The organism is Teredinibacter waterburyi, assembly GCF_001922985.1.
GTDB lineage: Bacteria > Pseudomonadota > Gammaproteobacteria > Pseudomonadales > Cellvibrionaceae > Teredinibacter > Teredinibacter waterburyi.
Genome location: NZ_MRUH01000121.1, coordinates 1 through 14899, shown reverse-complemented (window position 1 = coordinate 14899; position 14899 = coordinate 1). Strand labels below are relative to the sequence as shown.

Annotated in this window: 17 protein-coding genes; 11 read left to right on the top strand and 6 right to left on the bottom strand. The window is 49.4% G+C overall.

Annotation, left to right across the window (positions count from 1 at the left end):
- The first annotated feature begins 17 nt into the window (after positions 1-17).
- The 4 genes from tatA to pip all read left to right on the top strand — a co-directional run bounded on the left by tatA (position 18) and on the right by pip (position 2694).
- Positions 18-266: a twin-arginine translocase TatA/TatE family subunit gene (tatA, locus tag IDZ20_RS08325; protein ID WP_188151061.1), complete on the top strand. Its 249-nt coding sequence runs from the start codon at positions 18-20 to the stop codon at positions 264-266.
- Positions 267-307: 41 nt separating this feature from the next.
- Positions 308-838 (top strand): Sec-independent protein translocase protein TatB, encoded by a 531-nt coding sequence (gene tatB, locus IDZ20_RS08320; protein WP_188150967.1) that lies wholly within the window; start codon positions 308-310, stop codon positions 836-838.
- The gene (gene tatC, locus IDZ20_RS08315; protein ID WP_188150966.1) at positions 835-1596 is read left to right on the top strand and encodes a twin-arginine translocase subunit TatC; all 762 of its coding nucleotides are present in this window, start codon (positions 835-837) and stop codon (positions 1594-1596) included. The genes tatB and tatC overlap by 4 nt, the downstream gene beginning before the upstream one ends.
- Positions 1597-1722: 126 nt before the next feature.
- Positions 1723-2694, top strand: coding sequence for a prolyl aminopeptidase (gene pip, locus IDZ20_RS08310; protein WP_188150965.1), 972 nt, complete (start codon positions 1723-1725; stop codon positions 2692-2694).
- Here the strand turns inward: pip and IDZ20_RS08305 are convergent.
- The 4 genes from IDZ20_RS08305 to IDZ20_RS08290 all read right to left on the bottom strand — a co-directional run bounded on the left by IDZ20_RS08305 (position 2691) and on the right by IDZ20_RS08290 (position 6269).
- A complete protein-coding gene (locus tag IDZ20_RS08305; RefSeq protein WP_188150964.1) occupies positions 2691-3980 on the bottom strand; it encodes an ATP-binding protein in 1290 nt (429 codons plus the stop codon). The genes pip and IDZ20_RS08305 overlap by 4 nt on opposite strands.
- A gap of 75 nt (positions 3981-4055) precedes the next feature.
- Positions 4056-4745: a response regulator gene (locus IDZ20_RS08300; RefSeq protein ID WP_188150963.1), complete on the bottom strand. Its 690-nt coding sequence runs from the start codon at positions 4743-4745 to the stop codon at positions 4056-4058.
- Entirely contained in the window at positions 4745-5140 is a 396-nt protein-coding gene (locus IDZ20_RS08295; RefSeq protein WP_188150962.1) for a DUF3019 domain-containing protein, read from the bottom strand. The genes IDZ20_RS08300 and IDZ20_RS08295 overlap by 1 nt, the downstream gene beginning before the upstream one ends.
- Before the next feature lie 91 nt (positions 5141-5231).
- Complete coding sequence (locus IDZ20_RS08290; protein WP_188150961.1) at positions 5232-6269, bottom strand: MipA/OmpV family protein; 1038 nt, start codon at positions 6267-6269, stop codon at positions 5232-5234.
- Between the two features lie 332 nt (positions 6270-6601).
- On the opposite strand from IDZ20_RS08290, the gene dtd reads away from it, so the two are divergent.
- From dtd to IDZ20_RS08265, 5 genes are all read left to right on the top strand, one after another.
- The gene (gene dtd, locus IDZ20_RS08285) at positions 6602-7039 is read left to right on the top strand and encodes a D-aminoacyl-tRNA deacylase (RefSeq protein ID WP_188150960.1); all 438 of its coding nucleotides are present in this window, start codon (positions 6602-6604) and stop codon (positions 7037-7039) included.
- A gap of 82 nt (positions 7040-7121) precedes the next feature.
- Positions 7122-7349, top strand: a complete 228-nt coding sequence (locus IDZ20_RS08280; RefSeq protein WP_188150959.1) for a hypothetical protein — start codon at positions 7122-7124, stop codon at positions 7347-7349.
- 15 nt (positions 7350-7364) lie between these two features.
- A complete protein-coding gene (locus IDZ20_RS08275) occupies positions 7365-8093 on the top strand; it encodes a 5-oxoprolinase subunit PxpA (protein WP_188150958.1) in 729 nt (242 codons plus the stop codon).
- A complete protein-coding gene (locus IDZ20_RS08270; protein ID WP_188150957.1) occupies positions 8083-8916 on the top strand; it encodes a 5-oxoprolinase subunit B family protein in 834 nt (277 codons plus the stop codon). The genes IDZ20_RS08275 and IDZ20_RS08270 overlap by 11 nt, the downstream gene beginning before the upstream one ends.
- A complete protein-coding gene (locus IDZ20_RS08265) occupies positions 8913-9884 on the top strand; it encodes a 5-oxoprolinase subunit C family protein (protein WP_188150956.1) in 972 nt (323 codons plus the stop codon). Before IDZ20_RS08270 ends, IDZ20_RS08265 begins: the two co-directional genes overlap by 4 nt.
- A 22-nt stretch (positions 9885-9906) precedes the next feature.
- On the opposite strand, the gene IDZ20_RS08260 is transcribed toward IDZ20_RS08265, so the two are convergent.
- Entirely contained in the window at positions 9907-10881 is a 975-nt protein-coding gene (locus IDZ20_RS08260; protein ID WP_188150955.1) for a DUF3369 domain-containing protein, read from the bottom strand.
- A 2-nt stretch (positions 10882-10883) separates the two neighbouring features.
- The gene (locus IDZ20_RS08255; protein ID WP_245792209.1) at positions 10884-12518 is read right to left on the bottom strand and encodes a sensor histidine kinase; all 1635 of its coding nucleotides are present in this window, start codon (positions 12516-12518) and stop codon (positions 10884-10886) included.
- Positions 12519-12986: 468 nt separating this feature from the next.
- Here IDZ20_RS08255 and IDZ20_RS08250 point away from each other — a divergent pair, with 468 nt between their 5' ends.
- Together IDZ20_RS08250 and IDZ20_RS08245 are read left to right on the top strand one after the other, a co-directional pair.
- A complete protein-coding gene (locus IDZ20_RS08250; protein ID WP_188150954.1) occupies positions 12987-13781 on the top strand; it encodes a GDSL-type esterase/lipase family protein in 795 nt (264 codons plus the stop codon).
- Between the two features lie 3 nt (positions 13782-13784).
- Positions 13785-14899: SGNH/GDSL hydrolase family protein (locus IDZ20_RS08245; RefSeq protein ID WP_188150953.1), on the top strand; the 1115-nt coding region annotated here is incomplete at its 3' end.

Sequence of the window (14899 nt, the reverse complement as noted above, 5' to 3'; positions counted from 1 at the left end):
CACGTTAGGTGCATATTATGGGTTTAGGTGGAATCAGTATTTGGCAACTCTTAATTATTCTGGTTATTGTTTTGCTTTTGTTTGGCACTAAACGCCTGAAAGGACTCGGCGGCGATTTAGGTGGTGCAATCAAAGGCTTTAAAAAAGCCATGGGTGAAGAAGGCAAAGCCGAAACAGAAGAAGAAATCGCAAAAAAAGTTGAAGCCGATGAAAAAACGGCATCAACCGACAGTGTGAAAGAAGCCGAAAAAACTGAAAACAAATAATAGAAGAAGCGTGTGTTTTACACGCAGTCTTGGACGATCTTATGTTTGATATCGGTTTCCTCGAAATTATCGTAGTCGGAGTAGTTGGCCTACTTGTGATTGGCCCCGAGCGTTTGCCCGGTGCAATTCGCAGCGGCTCTATGTGGTTTGGCACGCTCAAACGCAACCTCACCTCGGCGCGAGAAGAGTTCGAACGCCAAATTGGCGCAGACGAAATTCGACGCGAACTACACAACGCCGATGTTATGCATTCTCTGGAAAAAGCGCGGCAATCGCTCAGCGAGCAAATAGCCAGCTCCGCCAAAGCCGCCGAACAAGAGAGCGTAAACTCTATAGCTCCCCCTACGGATGATTCTTCTGCGCACGCGCAACAAGATACCGAAGCTTCCGACACTGTGGATAAGCCATTTTTCGGACCAGAAGATATGCCTGTAGCGGATCATCCCAGCTCGCCGCTAGTAAAGATAGCCGCGGAAGAACGAGCGCGAGCGGCGGCTGAAGCGGCTGCAGCAAAGCTCGACCAACAGATCGCCTCCACCGAATCCAGCGCTGACGATAAAAAGCCTTCATGACCGACGATTCTCAACAAGACATGCAAAAACAACCCCTAGTTCAACATCTTATTGAACTGAGGTCGCGTCTACTTTACTGCGTACTCGCGGTATTAGTGGTGTTTCTGGCCTTATTTAGCTTTGCCAACAACATCTACGAGTTTGTGGCTCAGCCGTTACAGGCGCTGCTGCCTGAATCAAGCCATATGATTGCCACTGATGTTGCGTCGCCTTTCCTAACACCGTTTAAATTGACCCTATTCACGTCGGTGTTTTTGACCATTCCCTTTATTTTTTACCAAATCTGGGCATTTATCTCCCCAGCCATGTACAACAAAGAAAAACGTTTGGCGCTGCCGTTATTAGGCTCAAGCATACTGCTGTTTTATGCCGGAATGGCATTCGCCTATTATGTTGTATTCCCTATGGTATTCGGTTTTTTTACCGCAGCCGCCCCCGATAGCGTTTCGGTTATGACCGATATCGCCAGCTATCAAAACTTCGTCATTAAGTTGTTTTTCGCCTTCGGCGCGGCGTTTGAAATTCCGGTAGCGACGTTCATTATGATTTCAGCTGGGCTGTTCACTCCCAAGCAACTCGCAGGGAAACGCCCCTACGTTATTGTGGCCTGCTTTGTTGTTGGCATGCTGTTGACCCCCCCCGACATTATCTCTCAAGCGATGCTGGCTCTGCCCATGTGGGTTCTATTCGAACTCGGCATTATATTTGGCCGCCTCTTTACTAAAGAGCGCAGCGAGCAAGCCAAGGACACCCCTTAAACTCCATCTAATACACTGAGTCCATGCGCTGAGTCACTCATTGATAATGACGCTAGCGAGATAGACTCATCATCGAGCAAAAATAAGCTAGAATTAAGCCACCGCAATTTGGAAGCAGAGGCTAGTATGCAGGTACTTTTCCCCGAGATAAAACCCTACGCAAGGCATCACCTCGACGTCGGTGCCACCCACAACCTGTATGTTGAAGAGTGTGGTTCTGCCGACGGCATACCCGTTTTATTTGTACATGGCGGCCCCGGCTCCGGTTGCAGCAAGACCGACCGGCGCTATTTCGACCCGGAAAAATACCGCATCATCTTGTTTGACCAGCGTGGTGCCGGACGCTCGACACCGCACGCTGAACTTGAGGGTAATACCACCGCACATTTGGTTAGCGATATCGAAGTAATCCGCAAACATCTCGATATAGAGCGATGGCTACTATTTGGCGGCTCTTGGGGCTCTACACTCAGCTTGGTTTATGCGCAAACCCATACCGAGCGTGTTTTGGGGCTGATACTGCGCGGCATATTCTTATGTCGCGAGCGCGACCTACAATGGTTTTATCAATCTGGCGCCGACCGCATTTTCCCCGATTACTGGCAGGAATTTATCCAACCCATTCCGGAAGCAGAGCGCCACAATATGATTGCGGCCTACTACGCACGCTTAACAAGCAACAATGAGATTATGCGTATGTCGGCGGCCAAAGCTTGGTCTATTTGGGAGGGTCGCTGCGCCACCTTGCGTCCGAATGCCGACGTTGTAAGTGCATTTGCCGACCCTCATGTCGCCTTATCCTTAGCCCGTATTGAGGCCCACTATTTTATTAACGATGCCTTCCTCGATAGCGATCAGATAGTCCGCAATATGGATAAGCTGGAAGGTATTCCCGGAATCATCGTACACGGTCGCTACGATATGGTTTGCCCTCTGGACAATGCGACCGCCATTCACAAACATTGGCAGGACGCGGAGCTACACATTATTCGCGACGCTGGGCACTCATCGCGAGAACCGAGCATTGTCGACGCCCTAGTAAAGGCGACCGATGAGATGGCCAATCGCCTCTCTGGCGATGGCGACGCTAGCAGTTAATCGAGTTTATAGGGCTGCGGCCAACGCAGCTCAAAGCAAGCGCCCTGCCAGCAGGACTCCATTACCTCAGCGCTGCCGTTATGCCACTCCATAATGCGATGTACAATCGACAAGCCCAAGCCAAAGCCACTTTTATCGAAGTTGGTGTTTTGACGTAAACGCACGAACGAACTAAACACCCGCTTGCGGTCTTCTTCCGCAATGCCGGGGCCGTCGTCTTCAATCCTCACTATGTAATCTTTGTCATCGGCGTCAAGCGTGATGCGCACGCGACTGTGCGCGTATCGCTGGGCATTCTGAACAATATTATGGATCGCCCGCTCCATTAAATACCACTCACAAAAAACCTGCGTTTCGCCGAGTTTATCGACCATAGAGTGACGAATATCAACCATTAAACCGCGATTCGCTTTTAATACATCGCGCACTAATGAACTCAGGTGGCCAGGCTTGAGGTTAAGCTTACTCACACCCTGCTCAAAACCGGCGTAGGTCAATAGCTCATTAATCAGGTTTTCCATTTCCGAAATATCTTCACGAATGCCCGCGAGCTTTTTTGTTTGCAATTCTCTATCGGGAATGTCGGCAGCCATTTCCAACGCAAACTTCATTCGCGCTAAGGGCGTGCGCAGCTCATGAGATACCGCATAAGTCATTTCTTTATGAGTGGAGATAAGCTCTCGAATTCGGTCTGACATACGATTAAACGATTGCGCTAAATCGTAAATTGCAGAACGCGGTCCAATCTCTACAGCCGCAGGCACTCCATCGCGGCCAAGCTTGCGCGTTTGAGTTTCAAGCAATCGTAAATCACGGGACAGCGGCCACAACCAGAAGTACACCACCAAAGCGATGGCGGCATAAAAGAACACCAACAATACCTGATAGTAAACAACACCGGTGGTCGCCGCGAGTTTGTGTTCAATACTAATAACGTTATCTGTGTTCGCCAACCGCTTATAGCTCACCAGCTGCTGATCCATCTCCGTTAATGTCACAACACTGCCCTCAACTAAACGTTCGCCTAAATCCGAACTGGCAAAGTCGGTTAGCTCATAGATGCGCAAGACCACTTGAGACTCTTTCGACAAGCTGTTTAGCTTGGCTGCTACCGCAACGTCGTCGAGTGTTTTTAAATCACTTTCCAATAATGCAAAAATACTATTAATAAACGGATTATCTTCAGGCTCGTAATTGTAGTGCTGCCAAACCTTATCGATTCCCCACCCCAAACCAATAATGGAAAACACAATAAGAAGATAGAGCGATATAAAGGCGCGATTCATTTAGCTCCCCCGCGACGGGCGCGCGCATAAAGAACACCTAGTACCGACGACTTAAGCAGGTGTTTCATCGACGAGCTACCATGCATCCGCAACAAATAGGTAACCACGCCCCCACACGGTTTTAATCCGCGCTGGCTCGTCGGTATTGTCACCTAATTTTTTACGCAACTGGGAGATACGTACATCGATGGTTCGATCCATACCGTCATAGGGGCGCCCGTAAATAACATTGAAAAGATATTCGCGGCTCAAAACTTTCCCTGGCTGTTTGGCAAACGTCAGTAACATATCAAATTCGTGACTTGAAAGTGCGACGCTAGCCCCTTCCAAAGTTACATCACGCGAGGAAACAAAAATACTTAAGCTGCCGTAGTGAAGTTCAGACTGCTCTTTTTCTTCGGGCTGCTGATAGCGACGCAGTAGCGCTCTAATTCGCGCGAGCAGTACCCGTGGCTCGGCGGGCTTAATCACGTAGTCATCGGCACCAAATTCCAACCCCGAAACTTGGTCACGATCGGAATCGCGCGCAGTTAACATAAGAATTGGCCCCTCATACCGGGGGCGAATTTCCTTGCAGATAGTTAAACCATCCTTGCCCGGCAACATAACGTCAAGAATAACAATATCCGGCGATAAGCTTTGTACTGCGCGCGGCACCGCGTGACCGGTTTCCTCTATTACGACTTGAAAGCCGTGGCTTTCAAGGTAGTCCTTTACCAACTCGGCAAGACGTCGGTCATCTTCGGCTAATAACACTAAACTCATCAGAAAAAACTCCAAGGGTTGCGGCGGCTTCGACGGTATTTTTTATTGTCTTGAACAACTTTAAATTCAGCTCGAGCGAACACCACCATTAAAGTTTCGTAGTCACGTAACTCGTAGACAATGGTCTCGGCGGTGTCGATATCTAGCTCTAACTCGCCACTGTCACTATTGTTCCAACATTTTAACGGCGCTGGCTGATTCGCAATCAAACAGAAGGACTCGCGCCGATCACTGCGCCAAGAGATTCGAATCCTGTCAGCACAACTAACATTGTTGTCGGCTAACAAGCAAATATGTGGCGACACTTGAACCTCGGCGGCCAGCCGAGGAAACGCAGGGGAAACTTGCTCAAATGGATCCGCATTAATCGATAGAGTAATAGCAATGCCCGCCATTAGACCTAGCGCTTTTTTTATCGTTAGTTTCAGTAACTCACGGCCACGCAAATAAGGTTTGCTAGCCCAGCCCCGTCCGTTGGCGCTATATTTAAAAATGGTAAACGCCCCCAACAAAAATCGAGAGTACCGCACTTTCCTCGACTAGAGGGCTAGCGCTAATTTCTGACGAAAGCCAGCGATGATGTACAGTAGCCTGGAGTGACCAATTACCAAACAAGTGGCGACGCCAGTCTAGCCGTATAAAGGGCGAGTAACCGTCCGACGGACTGTACACTAGGTTGGGCGAGGTCACCTCACTTGAGCGAATCCCGTAGTAATAATCCACCACCTGCTCACTCTGCCATTTGAAGCCGCCAGAAAGCTCGATAAACTCTTGTCGCCATTGATAAAAGCGTGACAGCGCCACGCGTACTTCTTCGCCGCTGTGTATTCCCGTCACATCCGTTAATAGTTGAGCACTGAAATCCCAATCACCATTATAAAAACCGTAATCTAAACCAGCGAAGCCTGCAGTTCGTCGCTTGTGGAGCCTATCAATATCGACTATTGGCTCTTGCTTTAAGTATTCATCTAGGTTGGCGTTGATGTCAGTAGGTCTGTCGCGACCATCCCCCGCGGGAGCCGCAGGGGCATTGACATTAACGCTATCAAAGTCCTCCGCCGTTAACTGGTAGCTAGGGTCATCAAAGGTGCTATTACCATCGCCAATCCCAGGGCCTGGTTCAATCGAAAAGTCACCAACACTGCGCGACTCAAAGTAGATCTGCTCTAAGCCGATAGTAACCACAGCGCTAAGCGTATGGGCCTTGTCCTCGACAAAGGTATAACCGGCGACATAGGTATCAAAAAAGAATCGTTCTCCGTAATAGCTCACCATTGGCAAAAGTAATGCGGGCACATCATCACCATCAATCAACGGATTAGTACGCCAACCTGCACCTATGGCGATGGCGATATCCCACTCCCCAATGGCAACGCATCCAGCCGAGTCGTCTACACAGGTGGAGTGATCACCCGCCGATGCGGTTATGCCAAACAACAGTATGCTTGTCGCAAAAGTAACCCTAGCGAGAAACAGGGAACAAAGAAGTTTTGGTGATCGTGCTCTAGTAATGATATTCAGCATAGCCTTGTCGTGCATAGTTAATCGAAACGACAGAGAGTGGAAGCCTCTGAGGAACTTTAGGCAACAGCCTAATAAAAGCCGCTAACATGTCAGGTGCATTGTAAAGAACGCCAGACAAGGGTTCTGCAACAAATTGTAATTGCGCGGCTCCCACAGGTGGTTGGGCGTACATTTTTTAACAGATTCGCGCCATTATTACCACGACAATGCCAATTCGAATTTTGTCTTGCTCCGGATGGAGCACTTTTGGGCCGGAGCACAAGCTCCGGCTTTTTTTGTTATGCTGCGCTAAATTGCAATCCTGCCAAGGCTTTATTCCACAGAAGACACCCATGAAAGTTTTAATTCAACGCGTCAAACACGCATCTGTTAGCGTAAATAATCAAACTATAGGCGCGATAGAACAGGGGGTGCTCGCCTTTATCGGCATCGAGAAACACGACAGCCAAGATATTCTTTTGCGCATGGCAGACAAACTCCTCTCCTACCGAGTGTTTGCCGATGAGCAGGGCAAGATGAATAAAAGTGTTAAGGATATTAATGGTGGGTTACTCGCCATATCGCAATTCACTCTCGCTGCGGATACACGAAAAGGCTTAAGACCAAGCTTTTCGGTTGCCGCAGAACCCGTGATCGCCGAAGGGTTATACAATCTTTTTGTCGACCTACTAAAACAAAAGCATCCAAACATAGCCACAGGGAAATTCGCTGCAGACATGCAAGTCAGCCTGTTAAACGACGGTCCTGTCACCTTCCTTTTAGAAATGTAATTTGGCGTTTGCTTCTGCTAAACTCAGGCGCAATACCAACGCCAACATAAGCCATGCCAACATTCTTTTTAGGAGCCCTACCATGGATGCAATTTCTGCCACTATGATCACCTTCGGTGCGGTTCTTCTGCTAGCAAGCTGGGTACAACTGCTAATCTCAGCGTTCGCAGAAGACTATAACTGGGGTTTAACCACGCTATTCTTACCTCCTGTAGCATACTTTTACGGCCTATTCTCTTGGCAGAAAGCTGGCGGCGCGCTGCTTTGCGCAGGCCTGGGCTGGGTTCTTGTTCTGCTAGCATTGGTTTAGCGGCGCACTAGAGTCGTGAAACTTAACTGCGATCTCGGCGAAGGGCTCGACAGTATCGATGCCCAAGTTATGCCACACATTCATATGGCGAATATCGCGTGCGGTGGCCATGCGGGTGATGATGCCTCGATGCAACGCAGTATCTCACTAGCGTTGAACTACGGCGTTGCCATCGGCGCGCATCCTAGCTATCCAGACCGAGCTAATTTTGGTCGCAACACGCCCACCCAAATGGGAGATAATGAAATTCGTCAGAGTTTCATTGATCAGGTTACAAAGCTGCAGCAACACTGTGACGCACAAGGCGCAAAACTCAGCTACATCAAACCCCATGGAGCCCTCTATAACGATATGATGCGTAATCGCGATCTATTCGTTGATATTCTCCAAGCCTGTAACGCGCATTTTCTCGGCTTGCCGCTGCTCATTCAGGGCACACCAAACCCCAATGGCTATAAAAACTTAGCGGCGAATGAAGGCGTGCACCTTTTATTCGAAGGTTTTGCCGACCGCGCCTATGGCGATGAAGGCTTCCTTATCGACCGTAATATTCAAGGCGCAGTACATACCAACATTGACACTATCGTCGAACAGGCGATGAGATTTAGCGAGCAGCAAGGTGTTTATTCATGTACCGGACAATGGCTGCCCATAGCCGTCGACACGCTCTGTATTCACAGTGACACGCCAGCAATGGTTGAAGCCCTGCTAGCCATTAGCCAAAAGCTATACGTTGACGGATAAGAACAGCGAATACCCGACACCAGCGCAGAACAATAAACACAAGCCAATGGCACTGCCCGAAGGCGCCACAAAGCCCATGGAAATCCAGCAGCTAAACCTCAATACCGTCATCCTGCAGCTTGACGATGATTTCGGGCGTACCTCAGCCAGCGTAATAAGCCATATCAATGCCTTATTGCTCGAGCACTTTGGCCAGCGCATCATCAACACAGTTCCCGCCTACCGCTCGCTACTCATCGAATTTTCTCTGCAACACCATGCGATGGCGGCCAGCACCGCCGAACTAGAGCAACAGGTACGGGCGGCGCTCAGTCACTTTCAGGCAGATACAGCTGAAAGACGAATTGTCGAGATTCCAGTTTACTATCACCCAAGCGTCGGCGACGATCTTGAGCAGATCATGGAATCGAAAAACATAAGTCTTGCCCAGCTAATCGAGCTACATACGCGCATCCAGTATCAAGTACAAGCTGTCGGCTTTATTCCCGGTTTTGCCTATCTTGGCAACCTCGAGCCTGCGCTACAGGTCAGCCGCCTAGCTCGCCCGCGCGCAACTGTAGCCAAGGGCAGCATCGCAATCGCGGAACAACAAACCGCGGTTTACCCCCGCGCAACACCCGGCGGCTGGAATATTATCGGTCGTACGCCGATAGACGTTTTCCATATTACAGCTGAGGGGGAAATTGCCCACGCTTTTGAACTGGGTGATACAGTGCAATTTAGATCAATTTCGGAGGCCGATTTTTTTGCTCTAGGAGGTCGCCTCGGACAAAGCGGGCAGAACGATCGCTACTCTCAACGGGATGAGAGCCTCAAACCATGACAAGCCACCCTCGCGACACTTACACCAATAGCGTCTACGCCCTAGCTACAATCAATAAGACGGGCGCCTCGACCCTAGTTGTCGATGGTGGTCGGCGGCGCTGTCAACACTTGGGGATTGCCGCAGCCGGAGCTGCCGATCAATACGCCTTTCAGTGGGCAAACACCTTAGTTGGTAACCCTCGGCAAGCACCCTCTTTAGAAATCACGCTCGGTCCACTTAGCCTTAGGTTTAATTCGCCAGCTCGGCTTGCCATTGCAGGTGCAGAAGCGACCATAAAGTTAAACGGCATTGATCGGCATTGCTGGAGTAGCTTTTCGGTAAACGCTGGCGACAGACTAGATATTGGCTATGCAACCGCTGGCTTACGTTACTATCTCGCCATTGGCGGTGGGTTTATAACCGAACGATTATTTGATAGCTGCACACCACTGGAAGCTGATGGCAGCAACCACTACTTACAAGCCGGTGAGACGTTGCAGTACCGATCCGACGAGGGCGCTGCGACTTACAAGACTTTTGCAAACGCATCGCAATCTGCCAACCTACACAAAATGACGCCATGGCAACTTCGGCCAAACTACGCCGCGCCGCTAACACTAACACTCATTCCTGGTTACCAATTTAAGCAGTTTAGTCGCGAGGCAATTCGCTCGTTGCTGAAGGGTGAATATGTGATTGGCAAAGACAGTAATCGTATGGGCTATCGCCTTGAAGGTGAAAGCCTAGATGTGAGCAGTAAACCGATGACGTCTGAAGGGATCGCCTACGGCAGCGTTCAAGTACCCAGCAATGGCCAACCAATCGTGCTGCTTAACGACCGGCAAACTATCGGCGGCTACCCTAAGCTGGGCTGTGTTAGCGCACGCGATTGCTATGCTTTAGCACAGTGCCGTCCCGGCCAAAGTGTACGCTTCTCGCTGGACAATCCGCTGCCAGAAAAAACGTTCCAGAGTCCACCGAGTTAGAAAACACCTAAGCACAAAAGCTTTAGTTACCACGTAACTGCTCAATAGTTGCAAGGTTATCGGCGCAGGCGGAGATATTAATGCAGAAAAGCTCGAGTAGGCGTTGATCCGACTCCTCTGTTGCACTGGCGTTGGCAACATAGCAACTCATATCGCCGCGACAGCTACTTCCCAAATAAAACGCAGCTCCGTCCCCCTCGTAAATAGTGTGTTTTTGATCTAAACAACGGCTGATCAAATCACGTACATTACTTTCGGATAACACCTGTAAGGGCTGTCGAATTAACGAGCAGTAGGGTCCGGCTGCAGCAATAATCTCAGACTCACCATCACTTTCATCTACGCGTCGACGCACACAGATCAAACCATCGGGCTCTACGCCTAACAATCCCGATAAATGCACTATCACGGCCTGAGCAAATTCATCCAGCCCCTCTCGGGTAAGTAATTCAGATATCGATCGAACAATCATCTCAAGGCTTTTCTTGCCGGATTCAATTGTTTTGATCTGTTGATATGAGCGCACGGCGGTTGTAAGTGCGGCGTACAATTTAGCCTGTGTAAGCTCGGATTTTAATTTGTAATCATTGATATCGTAGTCGCGAATAACTTCGATTTCAGGCGCTTGATTCGGTTGACCGGTACGCAAAATAATGCGTGAATCGTGAATACCAAGCTGATCCCTTATCACCGGAACCAAATCTAGGCCTGCGTTTGGCGTCTCCATAACAACATCGAGAATAATAACTGCAATATCGTTATTTGCCTTCAACACCTCAATAGCTTCTCGGCTGGAGGTAGCACTTAAAAACTCCAGCTTCCGGCCCAAAATTTTCGTATTGCGCAGTGCGAACGTGGTTGCAGTATGCACATCTGTCTCGTCATCGGTAATGAGAATCCGCCAAGTTTTTTGCGCCGAGACATCCGTCGTACGCAGCTTAGGTTTCTCATTCAGAAACTGCATTTTTGAAGCTTTATTGTTTGAGTCGTCCGCCATAATTAATGCGCCTTTGCATATTCACTGCTGGTGATAGCCTCTGGAGCTACCACCGGTATGGTAATAATAAATTCCGTACCCTTGCCCACTTCAGACAGGAGCTCGATAGTACCACCTAATACACCGCCAACAATATTGTGCACAATATGCATGCCCAAGCCATTGCCGCCAGCACCAAGTTTTGTTGTAAAAAAAGGATCAAAAATTCGGTTGCGATGCTCCTCTTTAATACCACAACCATCGTCTGCAACATGCAGTGCGACAGCGTCTTCGCCATTCATCTTTACTCGGTCGGTTACGATGGTTATCTCGCCCTGCTCGCGATGCTCAAAAGCATGTATCAATGCGTTATTGATAAGGTTTGTTACCACTTGACCAAGCGGCCCTGGGTAACTATTCATCTGAATATCGTCTGGTATGTCGACCGTCACAGAAAACGGCGTGTGCTTAAATACTGGCGATAAAGTCATTCGGGTTTCAATTACAACTTCCAGTAAATTAAATTGTCGCCGCTTAGCGCTGGTTCTATCCATCGCGACTTGCTTAAATCCACTGACCAATTCCGACGCTCGCTGCAAGCTTGCCACTACAAGATGCGTTCCTTCGTTCATATCACGAATGTAATCATCCAGTTCTTCTTTGGTAATACCTTCGCCATTTAAATCGTCACTAAAGGTGCAAGTACTATCAAAAAGAGACGAGGCCACCGTAAGCCCGTTGCCAAGCGGTGTATTCAACTCATGAGCAACGCCTGCAACGAGAGAGCCTAGCGCCGCTAGTTTTTCCTGCTGCACCAAATTCCCTTGTGCCTGCTGCAGCATTTCTAGCGTACCCGTTAATTCATGATTCAGGCTTTCAAGTTCGTTGGTGCGCTCTTTCACACGCTCTTCTAAGGTTGCAAAACTTTGCTCTAGGGAACTGCGCATAGTTTCAAGCTGGTTCGATAAACCACCAAACTCATCGTCTTGTAAACTAGGAATTGAGGTTTTTAAATCGCCTCCAGCAATTCCGATTGCCGACTTTTCCAGTGCCGTCAAAGGACGAATCACACGCCGTTGCAAAAAATAGCTGAGTACCCCGAGTGAAAAAACTAACTGTATAAAAATTATCGTTATGAGTAAGCGCGACTCACTGGTCGCACGATTCTTCGCCTCGGCAAGACTATATTTAATCCGTACCTCGCCGAGCACTTCGCCCTCCAAAGAAACCTCCCGCGCAAGCTCAACACTCTCGGTTGCGGTAGTCACGCCTTCATTGTGATATTCGAGAAAACTACCTCCGTCGGCGTCCCGCACGTCGATCTGTAACACCGACGGGTCGATACTAACGGTATTCAACACCGGTTCACCTAAGGTGGGCGCAACATTCCAAAGCGGCATCGTCATGCCAGCTTGCAGCAAGTCGGCGTAGCTGCCAGCTGCCATTTCACTCTCTTGCACAATGGTGCGGTGATAGTTTTCAAGAATTAGAAAACCGCCGGTGATCAACGCAGGTGATGCAATCGAGACAATAATGACGATCATCAAAAAACGCCGTAGACTGATTCGCCTTACGCTAGTCACCGGCGCATTTATAGCGGTCGTTTCGACTTCAGCCTGCACAGTTTGCGAATGATCTGTTCGATTAACTAATGGCAAAACACTTACCTTTTAACCTGTGTACATGCGTTTATAAAAACGGCCCCAACAAGAACCACAGCTATAATTACAACTTAAGCGTTGTCAGAGGCTAAATACACCATATAACCCCATCAAAAGCCGCTTGATAAAGCTAGACGGGGCTTTAACCGCTATCCTATAACTATAGATGAATATCGGCTAAGTGCGATTTTGAACCTTGACCACAGGTTTATTTGCGCAGCGGCTTTAAAGTTGATTTCACTGTAATTATTGCCCCTGTATCGCTCAAATGATCTAAAATCTGTGGATTACCTTTGCAGGCGTCGCCTCGGTAGAACCTATCAACAAACTTGCTACAAACCAAATAGCCACCCAGCAACATTTGTCGCTGTAAACACCCGAGACTCCAACATCAAAAACCTAACGCGCTAAAACCATCACACTGAACGTATTAATAACTAAGCAAAATATCCAAGTGGAATAAATATGATTAAAAACATTCTATCGCCTCATACAAAACCTTTCGTCCAATGCCTGTATATCGCTATTTTTACGCTGATATTCAGCGGTTGCCAGCCAACACAGCATCAAGCGGCGGCTACACTGGCGAACTCCGAAGCCGCCATTCCCGCGCCCCGAGTCATTGAGTTCGAATGGATGTCATTAGCCACATGGCGCGCAAAGCACGCCGAAGATGTAGCGATTGCCGCTAAGGGTGACATCGATCTACTCTTTTTGGGTGACTCCATTACCGAAGGCTGGGGCTGGGGAGATAATCAGAAGATTTTCGATGCCAATTTCGGCCAATATAGATGGGCCAATTTTGGCATTGGCGGTGACCAAACGCAGCATCTGCTATGGCGCTTACAAAACGGCTCAACCGGCAAACTCGCCCCCAAGGTGATTGTGCTGATGATTGGCGTAAATAACTTTGGTCACAGCAACCATTCCGCGGAAGATGTGTATTCGGGTATAGCGGCAAACGTGAGCTATATTCGTAAAACCTTTCCAAAAGCCAAGTTAGTCGTGCATGCGGTTCTCCCCTATGACCAAAATGCGACTAGCCCTAACCGCGACCGCGTAAAAGCGACCAACGCTCTAGTCGCCACCCTAGCCGACAACAAACATGTGTTCGTCTATGATTTTGGCGATATTTTTCTCGACCCTCAGGGGGATATCCCGCAAGCGCTGATGTCTGATTTCCTTCACCCGTCCCACGATGGCTTTCAGCTGTTTGCCGACAATCTTGCGCCAGTGGTGCAAGCCTTTATGGAGCAGTAACAAATGCGCGATTCGATTTTTAAAGTTATCGTCACCGTTTCCCTAGCTAGCACGCTGCTGCTAGCCGGCTGCAGCCTACCGAGCCCATCGCAAGAGGACACAGCAATGAAGGCCGCCACCATCTCCGCTAACGATGCTCATATCAGCGTAAGCGGCCGAACCTTTGAACGCGACTCCGGCGCCCTCAGTTTTGGTTTCCCTGGGGTTCAATTTGGTTTAAATACCGAAGCGAAACGGCTGGTGCTGGTCGCCGAGAGCAGTGGCGACGGCAGTTATTTAGGCGTGCAAGTTGGCGACTCAATAAGCAAAATCAAACTCGCAAAAGGTGTTCACAACTACACCTTGTTCAGCGAAGACGAAGCTGTGGCTCGGCATGTTCGCCTAGTTCATCACTCAGAAACGTGGCACGGTACGGTTACCCTTCACAGCTTTACCCTAACCGACGGCCGCTTTTTGGCTGCTCCGGCAAAGCCGGAGCGACGTATTTTAGTCTTAGGGGATTCAGTAACCTGCGGTGAGGGTGCCGACCCTGTGCGTCAGCAGCAAACCGAGTGTAAAAAGGATACCAGCTGGTGGAACGCCAGCAATTCATATGGTTTACGCACTGGCGCGGTACTAAACGCCGAAGTACAGCTTGTATGCTACGGCGGTCGCGGCTTAATTCGCAGCTGGAATGGTAAGACCGACGAACTCAACCTGCCCGACTTCTACGATCTCGCCTTGGCCGAAGACAGCCGCCAACACCCATGGAATGCCAAGGCGTTTGACGCCGACGCGGTGGTTGTTTCTGTGGGGACTAACGATTTCAGCTTGGGAATCGGCGAACTGCCGGAGCGTGAAGAGTATGTAAGCGCTTACGTAGCCTTTGTGCAGAGGATTTTAGCCGACTACCCCAACACGCAGGTATTTCTAACCGAAGGCTCGATTGTGAATGATCAAGATGACCCCGCGCGGCCGCAAAAAACGGTATTGCGTGAGTATATTGCGGAAACCAAACGCCGGGTTGGCGGCGAGCGGGTGCATATAGCCCTCGCCAATCGCTATCGCGGCGACAGCTGCGATGCACATCCAACCGGTGACCAGCACGCCCAGATGGCGACTGATCTTGTTTCAGTCAT

Coding starts and splice junctions, on each gene's coding strand:
- dtd (WP_188150960.1), top strand. CDS start 6,602: ATGAAAGTTTTAATTCAACGCGTCAAACACGCATCTGTTAGCGTAAAT.
- IDZ20_RS08265 (WP_188150956.1), top strand. CDS start 8,913: ATGACAAGCCACCCTCGCGACACTTACACCAATAGCGTCTACGCCCTA.
- IDZ20_RS08295 (WP_188150962.1), bottom strand. CDS start 5,140: ATGGCGGGCATTGCTATTACTCTATCGATTAATGCGGATCCATTTGAG.
- IDZ20_RS08305 (WP_188150964.1), bottom strand. CDS start 3,980: ATGAATCGCGCCTTTATATCGCTCTATCTTCTTATTGTGTTTTCCATT.
- tatA (WP_188151061.1), top strand. CDS start 18: ATGGGTTTAGGTGGAATCAGTATTTGGCAACTCTTAATTATTCTGGTT.
- tatC (WP_188150966.1), top strand. CDS start 835: ATGACCGACGATTCTCAACAAGACATGCAAAAACAACCCCTAGTTCAA.
- IDZ20_RS08280 (WP_188150959.1), top strand. CDS start 7,122: ATGGATGCAATTTCTGCCACTATGATCACCTTCGGTGCGGTTCTTCTG.
- pip (WP_188150965.1), top strand. CDS start 1,723: ATGCAGGTACTTTTCCCCGAGATAAAACCCTACGCAAGGCATCACCTC.
- IDZ20_RS08300 (WP_188150963.1), bottom strand. CDS start 4,745: ATGAGTTTAGTGTTATTAGCCGAAGATGACCGACGTCTTGCCGAGTTG.
- IDZ20_RS08290 (WP_188150961.1), bottom strand. CDS start 6,269: ATGCTGAATATCATTACTAGAGCACGATCACCAAAACTTCTTTGTTCC.
- IDZ20_RS08250 (WP_188150954.1), top strand. CDS start 12,987: ATGATTAAAAACATTCTATCGCCTCATACAAAACCTTTCGTCCAATGC.
- IDZ20_RS08260 (WP_188150955.1), bottom strand. CDS start 10,881: ATGGCGGACGACTCAAACAATAAAGCTTCAAAAATGCAGTTTCTGAAT.
- tatB (WP_188150967.1), top strand. CDS start 308: ATGTTTGATATCGGTTTCCTCGAAATTATCGTAGTCGGAGTAGTTGGC.